Genomic DNA, 24087 nt, shown 5'->3' on the forward strand with positions numbered 1-24087 from the left:
ATGGAAATTAATGATAAAATCTTAGTTATTAATGCTGGTTCTAGTTCAATTAAATTTCAATTATTTCAATTGGTTAATGAAAAACCAGAATTTGAAATTTTAGCTAAAGGATTAGTTGAGAGAATTGCAATTTCTGGTAGCAGAATTATCACTGAAATTATTAAAAATAAAAATGTTGTCAAACATGAAAAAACAATCACAATTAAAGATCATGATTTTGGTGCTAAGTTAATTATTGAACAATTAGAAGCATTCAAAGTAATTAAAGATTTTGATGAAGTTGTTGGTATTGGTCATCGATTAGTTCATGGTGGTCAAAAATTTGTTACCTCAACCATTATTAATCATCAAGTTGAAGCGGCACTAATTGAAAGTGTTGCTTTGGCACCTTTACATAATCCACCAGCTTTGAAAGGTTATCATGCTTTTAAAGTTTTAAATCCAAAGATTAAACATGTTGCTGTCTTTGATACTTCATTTCATTGTACTTTACCTGCTGAAAAATACCTTTATTCTGTACCTTATAGTTGATATCAAAATTATCAAATTAAACGCTATGGCTTTCATGGTATTAGTTATCGTTATATTTTAGAAAAATTAACTGAAATTTTAAAAAAACCAGCACAAAGTATTAACACCATTGTTTGTCACTTAGGTAATGGTGCTAGTGTTTGTGCTATTAAAAAAGGTCAAAGTTACAATACTAGTATGGGATTAACACCATTAGATGGTTTAATTATGGGAACAAGAAGTGGTATTATTGATCCTTCAATTCACAATTATCTTTGTCAAATTACTAAAAATAGTAAACAACCTGAAACAATTGTTAGTGTTACTGATGCTTTAAATAAGGATTCCGGATTATTAGGGATTAGTGAAGTTTCTTCTGATATTCGTGATGTTGTTGCTGCCCAAAATGATAATAAACACCCAAAACAAAAGCAAGCTGCTTTAGCAATCAAAATGTTTACGCAAAGAATTGCTAATTATATTATTCAATATGCTAATGATTTGGATAATCAAGTTGATGCTTTAGTTTTTACTGCTGGGATTGGCGAAAATGCTGCTGAAATTCGCCAAGCAATTATTGATGAAATTAAAATTTTATCATTAAAACTTAATGAGAAAAAAAATCAAGCATCATATTCAGATTACCTATTAATTAGTGAATCTAGTTCAAAAATTCCCGTTTATAAAATTAGAACAAACGAAGAAATTATGATTTGTTATGATACTTTTACTTTAATTAAATAATTTTAAAAAGACCAAATGGTCTTTTTTTATTGTCGTAATTTAACAAAGAATTTTTAAGAATATATTTATTACAGTATTCACTTATATTATAATTTACTTATATTAAAAAATTTTGAAGTGAGGGGAAAAGACAATGAGTAAAAAGACAAAAGTAGTTTTAGTTGGTATTAATCATGCTGGAACAACAGCTGTTAAAGCTTTAATTCGTAATTATCCAGATGCAGAAATAGTTTGTTATGATCGTAATGATAATATTTCATTTTTAGGATGTGGAATTGCTTTATGAGTTGGTAAAGAATTTAATGATGCGAGAGGTTTATTTTATGCTTCTGCTGAACAATTAACTAAAATGGGTGCCAAAGTTAATATGGCACACGAAATGACAAAGTTAAATACTAATACCAAAACTTTAACAATTAAAAATTTAAAAACTGATCAAGCATTTACTGAAACTTATGACAAATTAATTTTAGCAATTGGTTCATGACCAATTTTAAATCCAGGTGGTAAAGAAATTCCTGGTTTATTAGCATTAAAAAATGGTGTAGTGCAAGATGATTTACTTAATGGTTATAAATTAACAGAAGGAATTTATCTTTCAAAATTATATCAACATGCTCAAACGCTTATTACGGAATTAAACAAAAGTTCTGTTAAAAATGTTGTTGTAATTGGTGCTGGTTATATTGGCATTGAATTAGTAGAAGCATTTACTAAAATTAATAAAGAAGTTACTTTAATTGATTTTGAAAATCGTATTATGCCAAGATATTATGATCCTGAGTTTACTAATGATTTAGAAACTGATATGAAAAAAGCTGGTGTTAAATTACAATTAGGTGAAGTCTTAACTGAATTTACTGTTAAAAATAATCATGTTAGTGAAGTTATAACAAATCGTGGTAAATATCAAGCTGATTTAGTAATTATGGCAGTTGGATTTTTACCAAATACTAAAGTATTAATCAATAACGATGGTTCAAGTGAATTAAAATTAGATGCTCGTGGGGCAATTATTGTTAATAAATATTTCCAAACTTCAAATGATGATGTTTATGCTGTTGGTGATTGTATTGCAATTCATTCAAATGCCTGAGGACGAGATGTTAATATTGCTTTAGCAACAAATGCTGTTCGTAGTGGTTTAGTTGCTGGTTTAAATGTTGCAACTAATAATCAAGTTCCATTCCCTGGAGTTCAAGGAACTAATGCGATTTCTGTTTTTGGTTGAAAGTTTGCTGCAACAGGATTATCAGAAATTTCTGCTAAAGCAATTTTTGGTCAAGAAAATGTTGATGCAATTTATTATCAAGATACAATTTATCCACCATTTATGAAAGATAATCATCAAGTAAAAATTAAAATTGTTTGAGACAAGAAAACACGAAAAATTTTAGGTGCTGAAGTTGGTTCACAATATGATCATACTGAAGTTATTTATATGTTTTCTTTAGCAATTATGAAAAATGTAACAATTGATGAACTACCATTAATTGATATGTATTTCTTACCACACTTTAATAAACCATATAATTATGTAACAGCAGCAGCAGTGTTAGCGACTGGTCTTTTAAGTCAAAATGATATAATATATCCAGATCCATATGAAAAAGGAGCACAGCTAAATGAAGCAGCAGCATCGCAAACAACAAACCAAGAAGAAAAAGGATGATAAGTCTAAACTACCAGTTCAAGAAATTAAATATCGCCTTCCTTGATATTTAAAAATAATCCTTTTATTAACATTTCCAATTTGAATTATTCCAAAATTGCTTATTAATTTAATTTTAGGAAAGAAGATATATGATTATTTAGAATACTTTCCTAAATCTGGAATTGTAGATAATCCTAATTATCCCAATGTTGAATGAAATACTTTAGCATTTTATAATCATGATATGGAAGTAAAAAAAGCTTCAAAAAAATTATTAATTAGTGAAAAAGAATGAGCTAATCTTAAACCAGAAGATATTAAAATTACTAGTTTTGATAATACAAATTTAGCAACATTTTTATTTATTAATAAAAAACCAACTAATAAATGAGTTATTGTTTTACACGGATGAATGCAAAATCGTTATAGTATTTTATACTTAGCAAAACCTTTTTATGAAGAAGGATATAATGTTTTAGTTTATGATGCTAGAAATCATGGTAGCAGTGATATTACAGCAACAACATTTGGTAAAAATGAAGCAAGAGATTTATTAGCAGTAATTAAGTATTTAAAAACACGATATAAAGAAAATATTTTGGAATATGCTTTGATTGGTAATAGCATGGGTGCTTCAACAATTCTTCAAGGCTTAGTTACTTTACCTTTAAAAGATTATGGTGTAAAATCAGCAATTTTTGATTGTGGTTATGATGATTTTAGTCATATGATAAAAATTTTAGGTCAAATAAATCTTAAAGTTAATTGATTTTGATTTTATTTTGGTATTAAATGATGATTTTTTTATTATGACAAATTTAACATGAATGATGTTAAACCAATTCGACAAATTAGTAATTGTGCTGAAACACCAATGTTATTTATTCATGGAACATTAGATCAAACTGTGCCAATTACAATGACAAAAAGAATTTATCAAGCAAAAGTTGAAAGTGAAAATGCCACTCAAAGACAAGGTTTTAGCCAATTATTAATTGTTGAAAATGCTGGTCATATTCAATCAATCACAACTGATTATGAATTGTATACTAGTACAGTTTTAAAATTTGTTAAACGATGATTTAGTAATGATAAGGGCAAGTAAATTTATCATATTAAAGGAGTAAAAATGATTTATTATCGTAATGAAAGTAAAGATCCTTATTATAATTTAGCGTTAGAAGAATTACTAACAAAAGATGAAACAATAACTGATGACATTTTATTATTATGACAAAATGATAATACAATTGTTATTGGTGTTAATCAAAATACAATTGAAGAAGTAAATAATGATTATGTTAAAGCACAGAATGTTAATGTTGTCCGCAGATTATCCGGTGGTGGTGCTGTCTATCATGATTTAGGAAATTTAAACTTTACTTTTATTTTTAATAAAAACAAAGATAATGTTCGTAATTATCCATTATTTACTAAACCGATTATTACTGTTTTACAAAAGTTAGGTGTTAATGCCCAATTTAGTGGCAAAAATGATTTAGAAGTTGCTGGGAAAAAAATTTCTGGTAATGCCCAATATGTTTATAAAAACCGGATTATGCATCATGGCACAATTTTATTTGATGTTGATTTAACAATTTTACCGCAAACTTTAAAACCTGACTTAACAAAATTACAATCAAAAGCAATTAAATCAGTTCAAGCACGAGTAACAAACATTTTACCGTTATTAGATCAAAAAATTACAATTGCGCAATTTAAAGATTTAATTATTGAAGAATTAAAAACAACAAAAGGAACAAAAATTCTTGATGTCAGTCCAGAATTAGTAGCCAAAGCTCAACAATTAGCACAAGCAAAATATCGTACTTGACAATGAAATTATGGTAATTCACCTGCCTTTAATTTAGAAAATAAAGTTTACTTACAAGATAAAGGTACCGTTGATGTTAAGATTGCAGTTGAGCAAGGAATAATTAAAACAATTAAGATTTATGGTGATTTTCTTGGATCTAAAGGAACAAAAATTTTAGAAAGTCAACTAGTTAATCAACCTTATAATTATCAGACAATTAATAAATTACTTAATGAAAGTGAAGTTAAAGCAGTTTTTGGTTCAAACTTTACTAAAGATGAAATTGTTCGGATTTTAGTTAAATAACGGGGTAACAAAATGACTAAATATCTTGATCGAGATAAATTACTAGAAAAATTACAACAACAAAAAAATTGATATAATAGTGATAATTCATTTTTTAGTGATGATTTAAAAGTTCATTTAATAAATAGTGTTAATGTAATTATTAATCAAGTCAATAATGGTGTTTTTGATGTTAAAGCAAACGATTCAGAAACATATGTCTCATGATTACCAGAAGAAGACTTATGGTGTGTAACTAGATTTATTGAGCATTATTTTGAAAGATTAATTAAATTTGGTTCAACAATCAATAGTACAGAAATGGCACTGGAAGTAAAATTATATTGTCAGCGTTATGGTTTTAAAAGAACAAATGATAGTGTTATTTTAAAATTTCATAATATTGAGTATTTAGCCTTTAAATTTGTTGTAGAGCATGGTAATCCTTATGATATTGAAATTAAAAGAGGAATGTCACAAATATCAGAACAATGTTTAAAGTTTTGAGATTTACAAACTAAGAAATATGCACAAGCGATTCTTAAGTGATTAAAAATAAATCCTTTTAAACAAGAACAAGTTTTTGTTAATGAAATAATAGAAGAACCCCATATGTCATGATTACCAGAAGAAGATTTGTGATGTGTAACTAGATTTATTGAGCATTATTTTGAAAGATTAATTAAATTTGGTCGAACAATAAATAGCAAAGAGATGGCATTAGAACTGAAATTATACCAAGAACATTTTGCTAATAACAGAAAAGAAAATAGTGTAATCTTAAAGTTTCGCAATGTTGAGCATTTAGGATTTAATTTAATTATTGAATATGGCAATCCTTACAATATAAAAATTAAAAAAGGCATGACAGCTAAAACAAAACAATCAGTAAAAGCTTGAGCACAACAAACTGCAATATATGCTGAAAAGATTAATGAATGATTTAATATATCTTAATTACTAAAAAGCCTTATAAGTGAGTCTTATAAGAATTATTATATCAATCATTTTAGTTAATAGTATTTATATGTTTAATTTCCCCCTCCAGAAAACTGGGGGAAAATTCCTGGTGGTTTTTTAAAACGAGAAGTACAGTTGATGTTAAGATTGCAGTTGAGTAAGGAATAATTAAAACAATTAAGATTTATGGTGATTTTCTTGGATTTAAAGGAACAAAAATTTTAGAAAGTCAACTAGTTAATCAACCTTATAATTATCAGACAATTAATCAATTACTTAATGAAAGTCAAGTTAAAGCAGTTTTTGGTTCAAACTTTACTAAAGATGAAATTGTTCGGATTTTGATTAAATAAGTTAGGGAGTAATTTATTATGGGTCGTACATGAGAATGAATAAAATGATTACCAGAAGAAGATTTATGATGTATTAATGTATTTATTGAAAATTATTTTAAACGATTAATTGAAACTGGTCAGCCACTTTTAAGCGATGAAAGACAATTAGAAGTAAATAAATATATGAAGCATTTTAATAATAAAAGAACAAATTCTAGTATTATATATAAGTTTCATAATGTTGAACATTTAGCTTTTAAATTAGTTGAACAAAAAGGTAATCCTTACGATGTGCCGATATTAAAAAGATTAAAAAATTGTTCACAACAACAACGAAGAGTTTGAATACAACAAACTACAATATATGCTGAAAAGATTAATGGATGATTTAATATATCTTAATTACTAAAAAGCCTTATAAGAGTCACTTATAAGGCTTTTATTTATCCGGAATTAATTGGTAAATTTGGTTTTTCTTTTATTTCTTTTTCGTCATTAAAGTCAATAATGTAATATTTTAAGCGTAAATTTCATAAATATAAAGTTGGTTTATAAAGGATGCTAGCAACAACGGCATTGCTAACACCATGAATGGCATCGAATGGTAAACTATTTAATCAATATAAATAAAAATCAGCTTTGCCATATAAAAGTAAATGAAGAAAAGCATCTAAAGTACCAAAACTAAATCCTCAAAGACTATTAATAATAATAAATAGTCATCAACATTTTTTAATTACTTTTCTAAATAATCAAATTATTGTTACTAATAAAGGTCAGGCAACCATATATAAAATTACTCAAGTAGCAATCCCTCGTAGTAAAATTTCACATAAATTAAAAATTAAAGGAATTGAGATTGCCATTCGAAAAGGAAAGACTAAAGCAGCAAATGATAAAAGAAAAGTGACAACTTCAATATTTGGCAAAATTGCTAATGCCTCTTTTAAAGCAAAAACTAAGGCACTATATAATGCAATTATTATTAGTTTTATTAATTTTTGAATATGTAAACTCATAGTATTTCCTAATTTTGAATTTCTCTTATTGGGAAATTATTATATCAATCATTTTAGTTAATAGTATTTATATGTTTAATTCCCCCCTCCAGAAAACTGGGGGGGGAATTTTAAAGTTTTATTGAATTTTAATTATTTTTTATGTTTGTTTTTCATTAATAATGTTACTAAATCTTTTTTGTCTCAAGTTAACATTTCTTCTTGATATTTAGTATATAACATTTTGCAATCTTCAATTTCTTTTACTGTGCGATTTAAATCAAGAAAACCTTTAATTTCAACTTTTTTATTTTGTAAAGCTTTATATTGTAAAAAGAAATTAGTAATTTCATCAAGTAAATGTTGGGGTACATCTTTTAAAGTTTGATAATCATTAAATCTTGGATCACTTTTTGGAACACCAAAGATTTTTGTATCAATTTCACCAGCATCAATCATTTCAATTGCTCCAAGAACTCTAATTTCAATTAAACAACCAGAGAAAGTCGGATAAGTAATTAATGATATTACATCTAAGGGATCACCATCATAATCTAAAGTATTAGGAATATAGCCATATTCACCAGGATAGAAATTAGCACCATATAATGGTCGGTCTAAAATGAATGCCTTTTTTTTAATATCATATTCAATTTTATTTTTTGAACCTTTGGGAATTTCAACAATCATTTCCACAGTTAATGTTTTTTTGTCCATTGTTTATCAATAAATCCTTTCTGTTATTACAGTTATTTTCAATTATATATTATTTTAAAGTACTTTAATATTATAATTAATAAAGTAAAAAAATAAATAGGAAACTAAAAATGACAACTGATAAAGATTTTAAAAAACAATTTAATAAAAAAATAATTAGTAGTTTTAAATTAACAACTCATAAAATTACTTTAATTGTCTTACTTTTAGCATTAACAGTTTTAATTAGTTTATTGGAAATTCCAGTTTTTTTTAATGATTTTTTAACAATTGATTTTGGTACTACTATTAATCTTTTAGCAGTTTTTATTATTGGGTTGCCCTATAGTTTGTTAATAGCAGTTATTGCACCTTGATTGCGATTAATTATTCCTCATACGATGCCACCAAATGTTGTTGGCGAACTTGCTTATATGTTAAGCTCAATTAGTACTTTAGCAGTTTTTTTCTTAATTAATAGTTTGTTATTTTATTTTTTTAATAAAAATAGTAATTGAAAACTATCATTAATTTTTGATATTAGTAGTGCTGTTTTAACAACTATTATTATTAGTTTCTTAAATACTTTTTTTAATTGGGCATTTATTTTAGATTTATATGGTGCTCAGGCATTAAAAAGTTTACTTTGAACTTTATTTTTGCCTTATAATCTTTTTAAATTTACTTTGATTTTTATTTTATTTTGTTTGTTAAAAAAGCCATTTTTGTTTTTAAAGCATCACTTTAATTTATAAATTTATAATTAATTTTTATTTCTAAATATTTTAAAAAAACACTTTAAAAGTTGTTTTTAATGAAAAAATCAATTTTGATTTGCTTATCTATACCTATTAAGTATAATTAAAATAATTATTATTTAAGATAGGAGAATTAAAATGAGAAAAGAGTATGCATTAGAAAAAATTGAATTATTTAATGAAAAATATTTGAATAATGATCAAAAATTAATAGCTAAAGGAATTATAAATTCTATACCTGAAGGACAAGATGTTCAAGGTTATTTGGATTTTATATTAAAGAGAACAGGGTTAGGTTTTAAATTTGATATTTCTCCTGAAATTGCTAATGGTTGAGTAGGTATCATTTATGAAATTGAAAAAATGAGGATAAATGTTAAGGAAGTTTCTGCAGAAAATGAGAATAAACTAATAATAGGTGATAATTATGAATGTCTTAAGAATTTATTATTAACACATAAAGAGAAAATAGATGTTATTTATATAGATCCACCATATAATACTAGTTCTGCTCATACTGATGGTAATGAATCATCTAAATTGGGGGGGGGGGGGAGTTATTCAAGATTTGTTTATAAAGATAAATTTGGAAGAAATGGTTGATTGAATTTAATGAGAGATAGACTTTATTTGGCAAAGAAACTTTTGTCTCATGAAGGAATTATTTTTATCTCAATAGATGATAGTGAACAAGCTTATTTAAAAGTATTAATGGATGATATTTTTGGTGAAGAAAATTTTGTAAATCAACTTGTTTGAGTTTCTAATAAAAAAGGAAGACAAATATCTGGAAAGATGTTTGCCAAAACATATGAATATATATTAGTTTATGCAAAAGATATTTCTACTATTAATAAGTTTGAAATTTTAAAAGACGAAGCACAAAAATTAATGCCCAAAATATATGAGAAAAGAAATGAAGAAATTTTAAAAGATGAATATTCTGAATTTATCATTCAAAATGAATTACATAATACTAATATAAAAGAATTTAATGAAATTACACGTAAAAATTTAAGATTTCCTATTTATACAAATGGTAAAGATTTTTCTGTAGTTAAAAAGGATGAATGAAAAGAAATTTGGCCACCAAAAAATAAAGATGGCATAGGTGCAGTTTGAAGATGACAAAAATCAAAAGTTGAAAGTGAAAGCTTTAATCTTTATGCAGAACCGAATAAAAGTAGTTATAAAATTTTTACTAAGAAAAGAGATTTTGTTTATACTGCAAAAGATATTATTATTTCTTCATCAATGACAACTAAATCAGGAAGCAGTCAATTAGAAAGTATTGGCATGGGAAATAGTTTTCAATTTCCAAAACCTACTAGTTTAATTAAATTTTTAATTTCTTCTTTTAAAAAAGATGCTACTATATTAGATTTTTTTGCAGGTTCTGGAACAACAGGACAAGCTGTTATGGAATTAAATAAAGAAGACCAAGGATGTAGAAACTTTATTCTTTGTACAAATAATGAAAATAATATTGCATTAGAAGTTACATATGAAAGATTATTTAGATTAATAAATGGTAAAGGAACAAAAGAAGAAACTTTTGACTGAATTGAAAAAAATGAACCTTTTAATAATGAAAATTTAAGAGTTTTTGCTTTAAATCATTATGATGTTTCAATTGCTTCAAAAGAAAAAATTGACAATTTAAAGGAAATTGCTTTTAGAAATTTGAAATTGTTATCAAATAATTATAAAAATAAAGAAATTGATATTTTTTATGATTTATCTGGCCTTAACCCTTATAATAATTTCCAAAAATCAGAGATTTTAAATGAGGTAAAAAAATGACTTTAACAAAATCTCAAGAAAATGCTGTAAATAAATTAATTGATTTTTATAATAATTATTCATCACAAAAAATTGTTAGTTTTAAAGCACCTACAGGTTCTGGTAAAACATTTATGGCTTCAGCTTTTATATCTAAAATTTTTGCACAGAATTTAGTAACTAAGAAGAAAAAAATAATGTTTATAATAGCAACTATTTCTGATGCTGAATTACCTAGAGCTTTTTCAAATAAATTAGAAAATTATAAAAAATATCTTTCTTTTCAAAACTTTGAAATTGAATATAGAATATCGCCTTCATTAAATGCGCAAAAAATTGAGTCAATTAAACCTTTTAATTTAGAAGAAAATAAAGTTTTAATATTTGGTACTTCTTCTTTTGGAAAGAAAAAAATTTTTTCTGAGGAAGGTATACTTGATAGTTTTATAGAAGAAATTAGAAATTCTAATGAATGAGAAATTATTTATATTCGCGATGAAGCACATAAAGGTACAAATAAATTTACTAAACTTGATGAGATATCTGATAAAACTATAGATTCAAAACTTAATAATATAGCAAATTTTACAATCCAAATGACTGCAACACCAAATGGTTCAAATCCAATTATTGAATTAAAGAGTGAAGAAATGAAAAATGATGGTGTTCAACTTTTAAAAGAAGAAGCAGTAAAACCGAATATAACTGAAGAGTTGATTAATGATGATTCTGAAGAATTTACAATTTTAAAATTAGCAGTTGATCAATTTAAAAATGAAATTAAGGTAAATTATAAAAAACTAGAAAATGATGATATTTATATTAGACCTGCTATGTTAATTCAAGTATCTTCAAAGCTACAGAAAAGAGAGTCTGAGTTTAATAAAAATATGTCTAAAATTGAAAAAATAATAGAAAATTCAGGATTAACTTATATGAAATATTTTTCAGATGAAAAAAAGTCTGGGAATATAAAAGCTGATGTTACATTAGAAGAAGCGTCGAAAAATGATTCATTGTATGATGTAATTATTTTTAAAGTTGGGCCTGCAACTGGTTGAGACATTCCTAGAGCTTGTATGTTAGTTCAACTTCGATCTATTTGCTCTGAAACTTTAAATATACAAACGCTTGGAAGAGTAAAAAGAAATCCGTATCCTAATTTAAAATTTAATGAAATCACAAATAAATATTATGTATATTCTAATTATCAAGAGAGAAGTAGAGAATTAGAAGGATATAAATTAAAAGATAAATTTAAAAATAGAATATTTTATCAAGGGACAATTAATAAAGATAATAGAGAACTTGTTTTTAATAATTATTATAAATATATTCAAGAAATTATTAATGATAATTTTTTTATTCAATTATGTAAAAAATATTCTTTTCTGAGTATGTTAGAATATCCAGATTATTCTGAAAATTATATAACTGAAAAGAGATCTTATAATTTTTCAGCAAAATTGTATATTAAAAATAAAATTCAACTGAGAATTTTTATAAATGATAAAATTTTAAAAAATAATATTCTTTTTTCAAATCATGTTATGAATATAATTGAAAATTTTGCTGAAAAAAATGTAATTGAAAGAGATATAATACTTTATACTATAATAAAAGATTATATTAGTCGTTTTAAGGATGCATTAACTAATTCATATAAAAATAATAGAAATAAAGAAAAATTTAAGTTGACAAATTCTGTTAAAGCACAAGAATTTTATCAAATTTGAGTAAGCAATAATGATGATAAAAAAATTCAAGGTTTAGAAAAATATCAAAATTATGGATATGAATTGATATCATCTATTAAAGAAGCAATAAATATTCAATATTTGGATTCTTATGCTGAAATGTGTTTTTTGGAAGAATTTTTAAAAGAAATAGAAGCAAAAAATAAATATTTCAAAGAAAAAATAAATATTAATTTCTTTGCTAAAATGCCAACTCTTGGCTCAAGTATATATTTTGAATACTTTTCTGTTATAGAACAAAATTATTTAAAGTCTTATATGGATTTTATGCTTGTTACTGAGTCTGAGAAAATTTATATGATAGAAGTTAAAAGTTATAATGATTATGATGAAAATAAAACAAATGATTTATTAGAAAGTTATAAACAGTATATGTTAGAAAATGGTAATGATAAATTAGAACTTTGTTTAGTTTATTCTGGTAAAGATAAATTCGGAATTAAGAAACCTATTAAAATTTTAAAGTTAAATAGTGAAAAAACAGATTTTCAATATTATATAATAGATAAATTTATAAATTTAATTAAATAATTTTTATTTTTCTTTTGTTCATTTGATTGAGTATTTATAGTTATAATACTATCTTTATTAAAAATATTTTCAAGAAAAGTTGAAAATGATAATTTATAATATAAGTAAAAGAAATAGGGGAGGGGTTAGCAAATGGAAAAAATTGAAGTTCAAAATAAATTGTTTGCAATAACAGATTATATAATTAAAAGACATAAAGTAACTGATTCAGTTAAAATTCAAAAAATTTTATATTTTTTATATTTGGAATATCTGAAAGAAAAAAATCAAAAACTTTTTGAAGACGAATTTGAAGCTTGAATTTATGGGCCAGTGTTACGAACTGTTTATAATCATTTAAAATATAATGGTTTATTTTTTGATGAATATGAAACTTTAGATATTGATAAAGGACCAATTTTCATTAAATTTTTATCATTAGATGATAAAGAAATAATGGCTTTTATTGATAAAAAAATTACTAAATATAAAAACCAAAATACTTTTAATTTAGTAGAGAAAACTCATCAAACTAGTCCTTGAATCAAAGCTCGTAAAGGCTTAAAAGAAGATGAGCCTTCAACAAGAAAAATAAAATTTTCAGATTTAGAAAAATTTGTTAAAACATGACAGTCTTAATTAATTTTAGTTTATTTCAATATAAATGTATTGAAACTAAAAAAGATGTGTTAATACAATAACTTAAAGATTACATTATATTTTTTTCTTGCTTTATTTTTCAAATTATTTTATAATCTTATTAATTGTTTAATTATAAAAATTATAATTAAACTAGAGGTAGAAAATGGAAAAAGAAGTAGAAATAATTAATCTTAATGAAGAACAAGTTAGCAAAAAACCTAAATGATTTAAATTAAGAAAAACAAAACCAATTAATTTAAAAGAAGAAATTTTTAAAATAGTATTAACAGGAATTTTGCTTGGTTTAGCAGTTGCTCTTTCTTTAATTGAAATTAAAATTCCAATTGTTGGTGCACAAGTGCCATTAAGAATTTTTGATGTTTTAATTATGGCATTGGCAATTCCAATTATTAAGATTTGATATACTTTAGCAATTGCTATTATTGAACCATGATTACATTTTGCAATTGATAGTGATCATCCACCAATTCAAATGTTTTTTGATAACATTGCCAATATTATTTTTGTTGTTTCTTTTGTTCTTGTTTTTGCTTGCTTGTTTAAAAATAAAACAAACAAGTATTGTAAAACAAATAATAATTATCATGAATCAATTATCAGACATACTTTTGCTGGATTGATTTTAATTCCATTAAATGCGATTGTTTCAACTTTTGCTTTTATTGTCACAGTTGTTATTCTTGCTAATAGCAATTTGTCAGCACCAGAAGAATATTTTGCAGCAATTAAAGCCTTTTATCAAAGTGGTGCTACGTTATTTTTTATTTTATTAGCAATTGAATTAGCACGATTTTTATTTGTTTATTTGTTATTTGCTTTAGTACGAAAACGTTTAGCAAGATTAAATCGTTTTTAATTAATATAAAAAAATAAATTACTTGGTAAAAAGATATTTTTTCATTATAATTTTATTGTTGAAATTAAATAATTTAGATTAAGGGGTTTGTATGATTAACAAATGAAAAGATCCATGATTTTATTATAAAGTTATTGCTGCTACAGCAATTCTTGGCGCAATTGTGGGTGTTTATCTATATCACATGATTTTACAAAGATGAACAAGAACAACTGATTATCCTTTTTCATATTGATTATTTCAGGGTAATTTTATTAGTTATTTTACTTATCAAAGTAATATTATTGTTGGCGTTTATTTTTTATTCGCTGCGATTTATCATAATAAACCAAATAAAATCATTGACAATCAAAATGTTAAATTAGCAATTACATGTTATATTACTGTAACATGTTGTACTTTTTTAATTATTATTATTCCAGTAGCAGTTTTATCAGTCTTTAAAACTACTGAAACTTTTAAATTTGGAGTAATCCTTGGAGCAATATTTTTTCATGTCATAGTGCCTGCTTCAATGATTTTTTATACTTTAACTCATGTAACTCCAATGAAAATGACAGCTAAAGAGTATTATCATAAGTCATTTTGATTATATTTAATTTATCCTTTAGCTTATACATTTTATCTTGCGTTAAGATTAATAGTTTATTCAACTGTTCCAAGTTTAAAATCAATGCCATTAATATTAGTTTATCCTTATTTGCCAGGTTTTCCAGATCACAATGTTCTTCCTCATATAAGTAATAATCAATTAAATATAATCATAATGGCAATATTTTTTATTCTTGTCTATATTGGTTTTATTGGTTTTAATTTTATATACTTTTATAGTATTAAAAAGTTAAGTCAGAAAAAGCAAAAAACAAAATAAAGCAAAGAAAAAAGCAATTAATTTATTGCTTTTTTTAATTAAAAACGATATTATTTAATGGTGTTAAACGCCCACGTAGCTCAGTGGATAGAGCATCGGCCTTCTAAGCCGGGGGTCACAAGTTCGAGTCTTGTCGTGGGCGCCATTTTATTTTTAAAAAATTAATGAGGCTTTAATAATGGATAATAACGATTATTATCAAACAATTATTGTTAAAATTAATCATCTCATTACAGAAGAAAAACTTTCTCAAGCTTTTGATCTTGTTAAAGAAGAATTACAAGTTGCTTATATACCCCAACAATATCAAGATCAATTACAGAAACTTCATGATGAGATTGTTTTTAATCTTAATCAAGAAAAAAATGACTCTGATGTTGTTACTAATTTTTGAACTTTAGAAAAGATTACTAAAATTTTAAATGATTGAACAAAACAAGAACAACATGCAACAGCATTTTATTTTTTGCAAAACTATAATGTCCGATTAATTTTACCAGTAATTACTAATTATTTATTAAATCCTAATATTACAAATATTAATAAAACAAGTTTATTAATTTTATTAAAAAATCAAAATATTAATCAAGAATTTCAAGTTATAAAAACTCATGATAATTTTGTTATTAATCCAGTTAAATTACTTGCTTGATATGATTGAAAAGTTTATCAACAAGTTAACCAATTATTAGAAAAAATTGTTTATATTGATAATCCAGGGCTTTTTCAAATTTGTTATTATTTGTTGAATAGTTATTGTGAAAGTTTAATGCCCTCAGTGCCAAGTTTAAAACATATTAATGCGATTGCAGCAGCAATTTATATTCGTGCTTGCAGTTTGCAATTTATTAGAGTAACATTATTATTAAGTGCTCGAATGTTTCATTCTACTTCAACTGTAATTAAAAAATATTTAACAGATTTAAAAATGCATAAAATTTCTTAGGAGCAATAAAACTTTATGAAAACTATGAAAGCTAAAACAAAGAAAATATTAGAAATTTCTTACATTGTGACTATTAGCATCATTGCTTTAGGTGCTATGGTTACTGCAATTGCAGTGCCCTTGGCATTGTATCAAAATACCGAAATAAATAAGGAAGGTTAAAATGAAAGAATACAAAAATATTGAATTAATAACAAAGAAAATTCCTGTTGAGGGATTAGGACAGTGAATTATTACTATTAGTGGTGATGATTGAACAAAAATTTTGTCAAATTCTGAAAATAATTTACTTGCTAATTTACAAGTACCAGGATTTAGAAAAGGTAAAGTACCAGCTAATATTGCCAAAAAACATATTAAAGCTGATGAAATTTTAAGAAATGCTGGCAATTTAGCAATTAAAATTGCTTACCAATATGGTTTAGATCAAAAAGATTTAGATGTTAAAGTAACTAATAAACCTGGTGTGGAAGTTACACAATTGTCAAAAGAATTATGTCAATTAACTTTTAATTTTGATTTACCTTTAGAAGTTAAATTAGCACAATATCGTGACTTTGATATTAAAAAACCAGAAATTACCGTTACTGAAGATGAAATTGATCAACAAGTGAGTTTATTAAAAGATCGTTTTGCAATTTTTAGTCCAAAAGAAAAAGGAAATTTAGTTGCTGGAGACATTGCAATTTTTGATTTCAAAGGTGTTTTAAATGGTCAAGAATTCCCAGGTAATCAAGGTAAAGATACACAATTAGAAATTGGTTCAAAACAATTTATTCCAGGTTTTGAAGACCAAATGATTGGTATGAAACCAAAGGAAACTAAAACAATTAAAGTAACTTTTCCGAAAGATTATCAAGTTGAAACTTTAGCTGGTCAAGAAGCAGAGTTTACGATTCATTTAAAAGAAATCAAAATTAAAATTCCAACTGAAAGTAATGATGAATTAGTTAAAGATATTAATATTCCAAATATTAATACTTATCAAGAATTATTAGATTATATTAAAACACAATTGGCAGAACAAAAAAGTAAGTCAGTAAAAGATCAATTTTTAAATCAATTGTTTAATGAAATTTTAAAATCAACAGTTGTCATTGTTCCTAATTCATTAATTGATAAGGAAACTGATCGTTTAATTAATGATTTTAAAACTCAGTTAAAGCAACAAAATCTTTCTTTTGAAGAATATCAAAAGATGACTAAAGTTAGCGAACAAGATATTCGTAAAGAAGCACAAAAAGATGCTCTTTGAGAATTACAAACTTATATTCTAACTGAAGAAATTGCTAAAGCTGAAAAAATTACTGCATCACAATCAGAAATTGATCAATATCTAAATAATATTAGTTTACAATTTAATATTTCAGTTGAAGAAATTAAAAAAACTATGACAGATTTAACAGCTATTATTAGTAATGTTCGCCGTAATAAAACATTAGATTGATTATGAAATAATAATGGTATTGTTGCAAAACAAGAACCAGAAATTAAAAAAGCAAAATCATCAGCAAGTGCTAAAAAATCAAACTCATCAAAACCAGAAAATTAATGAAAATGCTTTTAACTATAAATGTTAAGAGCATTTTTTTTGAAAAAGGGTTAAAACCTATTTTTCTAAAAAATAATATAAAATATAAGTGTTAGAAAATATTTTACTAAATTTAGCAGTTAATATTTGTAAGTGCTAATGTTTTGTATTATAATTAAAACTAAGAAAAATCATTTATTTGAGGTGAAATTATATGAAGACAAAAAAAATTACTAATATTCCGGTTTTAGTAACATTAGGAAATTTTGTTTTCCCAAGTGTTGAAATGGAATTAGACATTGGACGAGCAAAATCAATTGCTGCAATTAATGAAGCAAAGGATAAATTTAATGGGCAAATTGTTGTGCTTTCACAAAAAGATTCAAAAATTGATAATCCAAAACTTAGTGAAATTTATCATGTCGGAACATTATGTAATATTACAATTAAGAAAACTTTTCCTGATGATACATTGAGAGTAGTTTTTTTTGGAAAAGAAAGAGTTAAAATTACTAATTTAAAAGATAATAATTTTTATAGTGCTGATGCTGAAGTTTATGAAAAAGAAGTAATTAATCGTGAATTAGAAGAAGATTTAATTCAATCAATTGTTAATAACTTACAATATATTTTAGATGTTCATGGTTCAATTCCTCAAGAAGTAATTAGTCAAATTACTGATGGCATGAAAGCAGTTGAAATTATTGATAAAATGTCACAATATTTACCATACTTGACAGTTGAAAAACGTCAACAACTTTTAGTTGAACCTAATGTTGAAAAACGTTTAGATTTATTAGTTAAAGATATTAGTGGTCAAAAACAAGCGGGAGTTATTGAAAAAGAATTAACAAATAAAATTAAAGACCGAATTGATGAACAACAAAAAGAATATTATTTACGAGAAAAGTTAAGAGCAATTAAAGAAGAATTAGGCGAAATTGATGGTAAATCAAATGAATTAAATCGTTATTTAGAACGTCTTGATTCTGAACCATTTCCAGAAAATATTAAAGAACGAATTAAAGAAGAAATTGCTCGTTGTGATGAAATGCCACAAGCATCAAGTGAAGCTAATATTTTACGAACTTATATTGATTGAATGATGAACTTACCATGATATCAAAAAGACAAAGAAAAAGATTATGATTTAAAAAATGTTCAAAAAGTTCTTGATAAATATCATTATGGACTAAATAAAGTTAAAGAAAGAATTATTGAATATTTAGCAGTACAAAAAATGTCTAAATCATTACCAGGACAAATTATTTGTTTAGTTGGTCCACCAGGTGTTGGTAAAACTTCTTTAGCAAAATCAATTGCTGAATCAATGGATCGCTCTTTTGTTAAAGTTTCTCTTGGTGGTGTTAAAGATGAATCAGAAATTCGTGGTCACAGAAAAACTTATATTGGTGCGATGCCGGGAAGAATTATTCAAGGAATGAAAAAAGCCAAAGTTATGAATCCAGTATTCTTATTAGATGAAATTGATAAAATGGCATCTGATTATCGTGGTGATCCTTCAAGTGCAATGTTAGAAGTATTAGATCCAGAACAAAATGCTAATTTCTCTGATCATTATATTGAGGAAAATTATGATTTATCAAAAGTAATGTTTATTGCAACCGCTAATTATATTGAAGGAATTCCTGAACCATTAAAAGATCGAATGGAAATTATTGAATTATCTTCATATACTGAATTAGAAAAATTAGAAATTGCAAAACAATATTTATTACCAAGAGTTCATAATATGACTGGTTTAACTAATAAGTTAATTAAATACAAGAGTGATGCTGTTGAAGAAATTATTAAATACTATACTCGCGAATCAGGAGTTAGAGAATTAGAAAGATTGTTTAATAAAATTGCTAGAAAGTTTATTGTTCAATACTTAAATAAAGAAGTTAGTTCAGTTGAATTGACAAGTGCAAATGTTAAAGATTATTTAGGTAAACCAATTTTTGATTTCACTAAAAAAGAAGATGTTTCACAAGTTGGTGTTGTAACTGGTTTAGCATATACTCAATTTGGTGGCGACATTTTACCAATTGAAGTTAATTTCTTTAAAGGTAAAGGTAGTTTAGTATTAACAGGAAAATTAGGTGATGTCATGAAAGAATCAGCGACAATTGCCTTAGATTATATTAAAGCTAATAGTAATTTATTTGAAATTGATCCACAAATTTTTGCTGAAAATGATGTGCATATTCATGTACCGGAAGGTGCCGTGCCAAAAGATGGGCCAAGTGCTGGAATTACTTTAACAACAGCAATCATTTCTGCCTTAGCAAATAAACCAGTGTCAAAAGATATTGGAATGACAGGAGAAATTACTCTTCGTGGTCATGTTTTACCAATTGGTGGTTTGCGAGAAAAATCAATTTCTGCTAATCGTAGTGGTTTAAAAACAATTTTAATTCCAAAAGCTAACTTAAAAGACTTGGAAGATATTCCAGAAGAAGTGCAAAAGAAATTGAAACTTATTCCTGTTGAATTATATAGTGAAGTTTATGATTTTGTTTTCAGACAAAATAAAGTTAAAGTTAAACAAGAAGCAATGGAAGCAGAAGCAATTGCTAGTTCAAAATAAAATTTGATAAAAACCAAAAATATTTTGATAAATTTAAAATTTATCATTTATAATTAGTAAAGAGTAAGTAAGTTACAAAGGTAGAACATTCTATTTTTGTGACTTATTTTTTTTATAATAAAAAATATATTAAGGGAGAATAAAGATGTCAAAATTGATTGAATTAATCATTTTAGCTGGACCAAGTGGGGTTGGCAAAACTTCAATTGTCAAAAATCTTTTACAAGATGAAGAATTGAATCTTAAAAAAGTTGTAACAATAACAACTAGAGATATGAGAGAAAATGAAATTGAAGGAGAAGATTATTATTTTGTTAATTATAAAACTTATGCTGATAAATTAAGAAAAAATGAGTTAGCTTTTAGTGTTCGTTTTGCTGGAAAATTTTATGGTTTAGAAAAAAAGGAAATTGAAAAATGAACAAATGAAAAGAAAATTCCTTTATTTGTTGGTGGCTTTAAAGATGCTGAAAGTTTTCATCAACAACTTAAAGAAAAAGCACTTGTTATTAAAGTTTTACCTGAATCAAAAGAACAATTAAAAGACCATTTAACTTATCGTGATAAAGGTAATACTAATGCCTTATCTGAAAGATTATCAAAATTTGATGATAGTCGCAATTGAATTAATTCATATTGATATTCAGTAACTAATCATGAAAATAAATTAAATGAAACAATTGCAAAAATTAAATCAATAATTATTAAAGAAACAAAAGAAATGTCACTGGAACATTCGTCAGATCAAAAATCAAAAGAATTAGAGTTAGAATAAAATTTTTAATTAAATCTAAGGAGGCTAATCATGGATGATGAAGAAAAAAAACAATTGTATAAATTATTTTTAAAATCATTTTTAAAAATTAGAACAACAAATATTAATGATACTAATCTAGTTACTTTTGATTTATTTATTAGTACGACAAGAGTATATAAATTTACTACTTTAAAATGAAGTAGAAAGATAAAAGAACAAGCAGAAAAATGCCAAGATTTTTTATTAACAAGAATATGTGATACTTTTAAAGATTGTAGTTCAATTACTGTTGCTGCTGAATCTAAATTAATTGATGAAATTTTTAATAAATTTTCTGAAGCTTCAGAAAATTTAAAAGTATTAGATGATTTTATTAATTTTTCACTTGATGATTTAGAAATTAAAAAAGCGAGAATAAATATTTCAAAAAAAGATAGTAATGCATATCAACAAGCATTAAAACGATTTGAACGCTTAAATTTATTTTATTTTGAAGAAAAAATTGCAAAACCAGTTAACTATGATTTAAATCCGATAACTCCAGAAACAGAAACAATTCTAGAAGCACAAGATAAGAGTTATCAACAATCAAGTAAAAAATCAAGTTTAACTGTTGATAAGTCTGAACATGAACCAATTTTTTGTTTTAGCGATTTTTAGTATTAAATAAATTTAATTAAAATAAATAACAGAAAAGGCCGTAAAGGTCTTTTTTAATTCAAGAAACAAAAGATAATTATGTTATTATTTACTTATTAATTAATGATAATTTTGAATGAAAAAATAAAAATCCTAGTTGTTAGGATTACAATAGTGAAGGTTTAATTTTTCTTAAGTAATTATGTTATGAATTATTTATAATGAATGATAGCAATTTTAGTTGCAAATACAAAGTATTAACAGAAACAGAAATAAAGAGTAAAAAAATCTTTAATTGCTGATTATCAGTAGTTTTATTAAATTTTAATGGTGAAAAAAATGTTAGAAATTAAACAAGCAAAATTTTTGACTAGTGCAGTTCAAAAAAACCAATGGCCAAATGATTATCTTCCAGAATTTTGTTTTCTTGGTCGTAGTAATGTTGGTAAATCAAGTTTTATTAATACCTTAGTTAATCAAAAGAATTTAGCAAGGGTTTCACAAACTCCTGGTAAAACGCAAGTATTAAATTTTTTTACAATTAATAATGATCAATTTCGTTTTGTTGATGTTCCTGGTTATGGTTTTGCTAGAATTAGCAAAGCAAAACAAGAACAATTTGCTCCAATGATTGAAACGTATTTATCAACAAGAGAAAATCTTAAAGCGATATTTTTATTATTAGATTTTCGTCATGCTCCAACTAAAGATGATTTATTAATGTGGCAATATTTAAGTGATATTGGCGTAAAAACTTATTTTGTTGCAACAAAAGTTGACAAAGTAAGTAAAAATCAATATCAAAAACAAAAAAAGTTATTATTAACAACTTTAAGTTTACCAATAACAACATCATTAATTTTATTTTCAAGTTTTAAAAAGATTGGAATTTCTGATGTTTTAGCAGTTTTTGAAAAAAATTTAACTAATTAATCTAAATTAATATTTGTTATAATTTTAATAAGAAGATAAGAGGTAAAAATATGACAGAATCAGCAGTTTCATTAATAACAGTAGCAATTTTTTGTGGTTTTATTTTATTACTAGTTCTTAATTTTCAAGCTTTTAATTTATGTGAAGCAAATAATCGTTGAGGAATTATTTTATTTTCAATTGCTTTACCAGTTATTGGAACTATTTTCTCATTAATTTATTTCGAAAAGAAGTATCATTTATTCACTAAACCAGCAAAAAGTCAAAAGCACAAAAATGGTAAAAAACATAAAATGAAAAAAGTTAATTAGAAAATCAAACTAAAGAAAAGTATACGGAAATATAATAATGAGTTTTGTAATTATGATTGCGGTATTAGCAGGATTTGCCATTCTTGTCGGAATAATACTATTAATTAAATATTTGAAGAAAAAATATAAGCAACAACAAGAAAAGAAAATATCTCAAGAACAAAAAAAAGTAGTTTAGATTTAAATTACTTTTTTTATTTTATGTCGTAAGGTTAAAATAAATTAAATATTTCATCCATATATATTGCTAAAAAAAATATAGATTATAAATTATATCAAATTTTTATTGCATTATAAAAAAAATTTGATATAATTAATTGTTATTTCTTAAAAAACTAAAAGAAAGGAGACAAAAATGGAAAATAATAAAAATTTTTTAGAATCAGAAAAACAAAAAAAACCTTTATATAAAAGTTGAAAACTTTATGCTGTTGCATTAATGGTAATTGGAATTGGTTTAGCTGTTGGTTTAGGAGTAGGACTAAATACTTCACACAATTCAATTACTCCAACACCAATTCAACAAATTAATTTAAATGATCTAAGTGATCTTGTTACAGAAGTAGCAAGTGATACAACAGAAGAAACTGCTTTGACAGCTTTCTTAGAACAAAATAAAGAAAAATATTCAGATTTACAAAATAATGTAACATTTAAAGCCGGATCATTTAATGCTTCAGATTATGATAAACTTGGCTCTTATACGATTGTTGCTAATGCAACAGGTAAGTATATTGGTGAAGTTAATGTAACTATTTCAACTATTATCCCTAAAGATGCTGATGAAGCAGTAGATGTAATTAATCAATTTATTCATCAAGATATTCCAATTGATGGACCAGGCCAAACGGTTTTATTTACAGCAGAAGAATGAACTAGTATTAGTAATAGTTTAAATCAACAAAAAGCATTGTTAGATGCTTTAAGTGATAAAGCTTTTAGTTTATTAAAAGCATTTAATCCAAATTTTGCTAAGAATATTGAGAAATTTACAATTACTGGTCAACCAAGTGATTGAAACAATAATGTTGATCGTTATCGTTATCCTGATTATAAAAGTGTTGCAGAGAAATTAGATAATGGTGAATTATGAGCACCAGAAACTATGCAGTTTAATGGCAAAGATGTTCCACTTTTAACTGTTGGTTTTCAAGTTACTTTAAAAGATGGTACTACTAGTGC

The 24087-nt window shown here is 25.0% G+C and carries 25 protein-coding genes and 1 tRNA gene; 24 read left to right on the forward strand and 2 right to left on the reverse strand.

The genetic code is table 4. The annotated features are described in order from the left end of the window. The 7 genes from LT335_RS03000 (at position 1) to LT335_RS03025 (ending at position 6706) form a co-directional block, all read left to right on the forward strand. Positions 1-1254 (forward strand): acetate/propionate family kinase, encoded by a 1254-nt coding sequence (locus LT335_RS03000; protein ID WP_249728553.1) that lies wholly within the window; start codon positions 1-3, stop codon positions 1252-1254. 133 nt (positions 1255-1387) lie between these two features. After that, positions 1388-2929 carry an FAD-dependent oxidoreductase gene (locus LT335_RS03005; RefSeq protein ID WP_249728555.1) on the forward strand — a complete coding sequence of 514 codons (1542 nt, stop codon included), beginning with the start codon at positions 1388-1390 and terminating at the stop codon, positions 2927-2929. Then, complete coding sequence (locus LT335_RS03010) at positions 2880-4013, forward strand: alpha/beta hydrolase (RefSeq protein ID WP_249728556.1); 1134 nt, start codon at positions 2880-2882, stop codon at positions 4011-4013. Before LT335_RS03005 ends, LT335_RS03010 begins: the two co-directional genes overlap by 50 nt. Before the next feature lie 24 nt (positions 4014-4037). After that, entirely contained in the window at positions 4038-5030 is a 993-nt protein-coding gene (gene lplA, locus LT335_RS03015) for a lipoate--protein ligase (RefSeq protein WP_249728557.1), read from the forward strand. 12 nt (positions 5031-5042) lie between these two features. After that, positions 5043-5966, forward strand: coding sequence for a hypothetical protein (locus LT335_RS03020; RefSeq protein ID WP_249728558.1), 924 nt, complete (start codon positions 5043-5045; stop codon positions 5964-5966). A 170-nt stretch (positions 5967-6136) separates the two neighbouring features. Continuing rightward, the gene (locus LT335_RS04675) at positions 6137-6322 is read left to right on the forward strand and encodes a lipoate protein ligase C-terminal domain-containing protein (protein WP_374982215.1); all 186 of its coding nucleotides are present in this window, start codon (positions 6137-6139) and stop codon (positions 6320-6322) included. A gap of 18 nt (positions 6323-6340) precedes the next feature. Beyond that, a complete protein-coding gene (locus LT335_RS03025; RefSeq protein WP_249728560.1) occupies positions 6341-6706 on the forward strand; it encodes a hypothetical protein in 366 nt (121 codons plus the stop codon). Positions 6707-6747: 41 nt separating this feature from the next. Here LT335_RS03025 and LT335_RS03030 read toward each other — a convergent pair whose 3' ends face one another. Beyond that, complete coding sequence (locus LT335_RS03030; RefSeq protein ID WP_249728562.1) at positions 6748-7323, reverse strand: hypothetical protein; 576 nt, start codon at positions 7321-7323, stop codon at positions 6748-6750. Between the two features lie 132 nt (positions 7324-7455). Further along, positions 7456-8019, reverse strand: coding sequence for an inorganic diphosphatase (locus LT335_RS03035; RefSeq protein WP_249728564.1), 564 nt, complete (start codon positions 8017-8019; stop codon positions 7456-7458). A 110-nt stretch (positions 8020-8129) separates the two neighbouring features. Between LT335_RS03035 and LT335_RS03040 the strand changes: the two genes are divergently transcribed. The 17 genes from LT335_RS03040 to LT335_RS03120 form a co-directional block, all read left to right on the forward strand. After that, positions 8130-8753: an ECF transporter S component gene (locus LT335_RS03040; RefSeq protein WP_249728565.1), complete on the forward strand. Its 624-nt coding sequence runs from the start codon at positions 8130-8132 to the stop codon at positions 8751-8753. 141 nt (positions 8754-8894) lie between these two features. Beyond that, positions 8895-10565: a site-specific DNA-methyltransferase gene (locus tag LT335_RS03045; RefSeq protein ID WP_249728568.1), complete on the forward strand. Its 1671-nt coding sequence runs from the start codon at positions 8895-8897 to the stop codon at positions 10563-10565. Then, on the forward strand, positions 10556-12826 hold the full coding sequence (locus LT335_RS04585) for a DEAD/DEAH box helicase family protein (RefSeq protein WP_249728570.1): 2271 nt from the start codon (positions 10556-10558) through the stop codon (positions 12824-12826). Before LT335_RS03045 ends, LT335_RS04585 begins: the two co-directional genes overlap by 10 nt. 132 nt (positions 12827-12958) lie before the next feature. After that, the gene (locus tag LT335_RS03055; protein WP_249728571.1) at positions 12959-13444 is read left to right on the forward strand and encodes a Panacea domain-containing protein; all 486 of its coding nucleotides are present in this window, start codon (positions 12959-12961) and stop codon (positions 13442-13444) included. 166 nt (positions 13445-13610) lie between these two features. Then, positions 13611-14324, forward strand: coding sequence for a hypothetical protein (locus LT335_RS03060; RefSeq protein WP_249728573.1), 714 nt, complete (start codon positions 13611-13613; stop codon positions 14322-14324). Positions 14325-14415: 91 nt separating this feature from the next. Further along, positions 14416-15195 (forward strand): hypothetical protein, encoded by a 780-nt coding sequence (locus tag LT335_RS03065; protein ID WP_249728575.1) that lies wholly within the window; start codon positions 14416-14418, stop codon positions 15193-15195. A 69-nt stretch (positions 15196-15264) separates the two neighbouring features. Further along, a tRNA-Arg gene (locus LT335_RS03070) sits at positions 15265-15340 on the forward strand. A 33-nt stretch (positions 15341-15373) separates the two neighbouring features. Next, positions 15374-16141: a DUF3196 family protein gene (locus LT335_RS03075; protein WP_249728576.1), complete on the forward strand. Its 768-nt coding sequence runs from the start codon at positions 15374-15376 to the stop codon at positions 16139-16141. A 15-nt stretch (positions 16142-16156) separates the two neighbouring features. After that, entirely contained in the window at positions 16157-16303 is a 147-nt protein-coding gene (locus LT335_RS03080) for a hypothetical protein (RefSeq protein WP_249728578.1), read from the forward strand. Between the two features lies 1 nt (position 16304). Further along, positions 16305-17693 (forward strand): trigger factor, encoded by a 1389-nt coding sequence (gene tig, locus LT335_RS03085; protein WP_249728580.1) that lies wholly within the window; start codon positions 16305-16307, stop codon positions 17691-17693. Between the two features lie 193 nt (positions 17694-17886). Continuing rightward, entirely contained in the window at positions 17887-20265 is a 2379-nt protein-coding gene (lon, locus tag LT335_RS03090; protein WP_249728582.1) for an endopeptidase La, read from the forward strand. A gap of 145 nt (positions 20266-20410) precedes the next feature. Further along, a complete protein-coding gene (locus LT335_RS03095) occupies positions 20411-21040 on the forward strand; it encodes a nucleoside/nucleotide kinase family protein (protein WP_249728584.1) in 630 nt (209 codons plus the stop codon). Between the two features lie 30 nt (positions 21041-21070). Continuing rightward, a complete protein-coding gene (locus LT335_RS03100; RefSeq protein ID WP_249728586.1) occupies positions 21071-21682 on the forward strand; it encodes a hypothetical protein in 612 nt (203 codons plus the stop codon). Between the two features lie 318 nt (positions 21683-22000). Further along, positions 22001-22594: a ribosome biogenesis GTP-binding protein YihA/YsxC gene (yihA, locus tag LT335_RS03105; protein WP_249728587.1), complete on the forward strand. Its 594-nt coding sequence runs from the start codon at positions 22001-22003 to the stop codon at positions 22592-22594. A 50-nt stretch (positions 22595-22644) separates the two neighbouring features. Beyond that, positions 22645-22905, forward strand: coding sequence for a hypothetical protein (locus LT335_RS03110; protein WP_249728589.1), 261 nt, complete (start codon positions 22645-22647; stop codon positions 22903-22905). Positions 22906-22942: 37 nt separating this feature from the next. Continuing rightward, complete coding sequence (locus LT335_RS03115) at positions 22943-23083, forward strand: hypothetical protein (protein ID WP_249728592.1); 141 nt, start codon at positions 22943-22945, stop codon at positions 23081-23083. Positions 23084-23260: 177 nt separating this feature from the next. Further along, positions 23261-24087: hypothetical protein (locus tag LT335_RS03120; RefSeq protein ID WP_249728593.1), on the forward strand; the 827-nt coding region annotated here is incomplete at its 3' end.

This window comes from Spiroplasma attinicola, from assembly GCF_023509825.1.
GTDB lineage: Bacteria > Bacillota_I > Bacilli_A > Mycoplasmatales > VBWQ01 > Spiroplasma_D > Spiroplasma_D attinicola.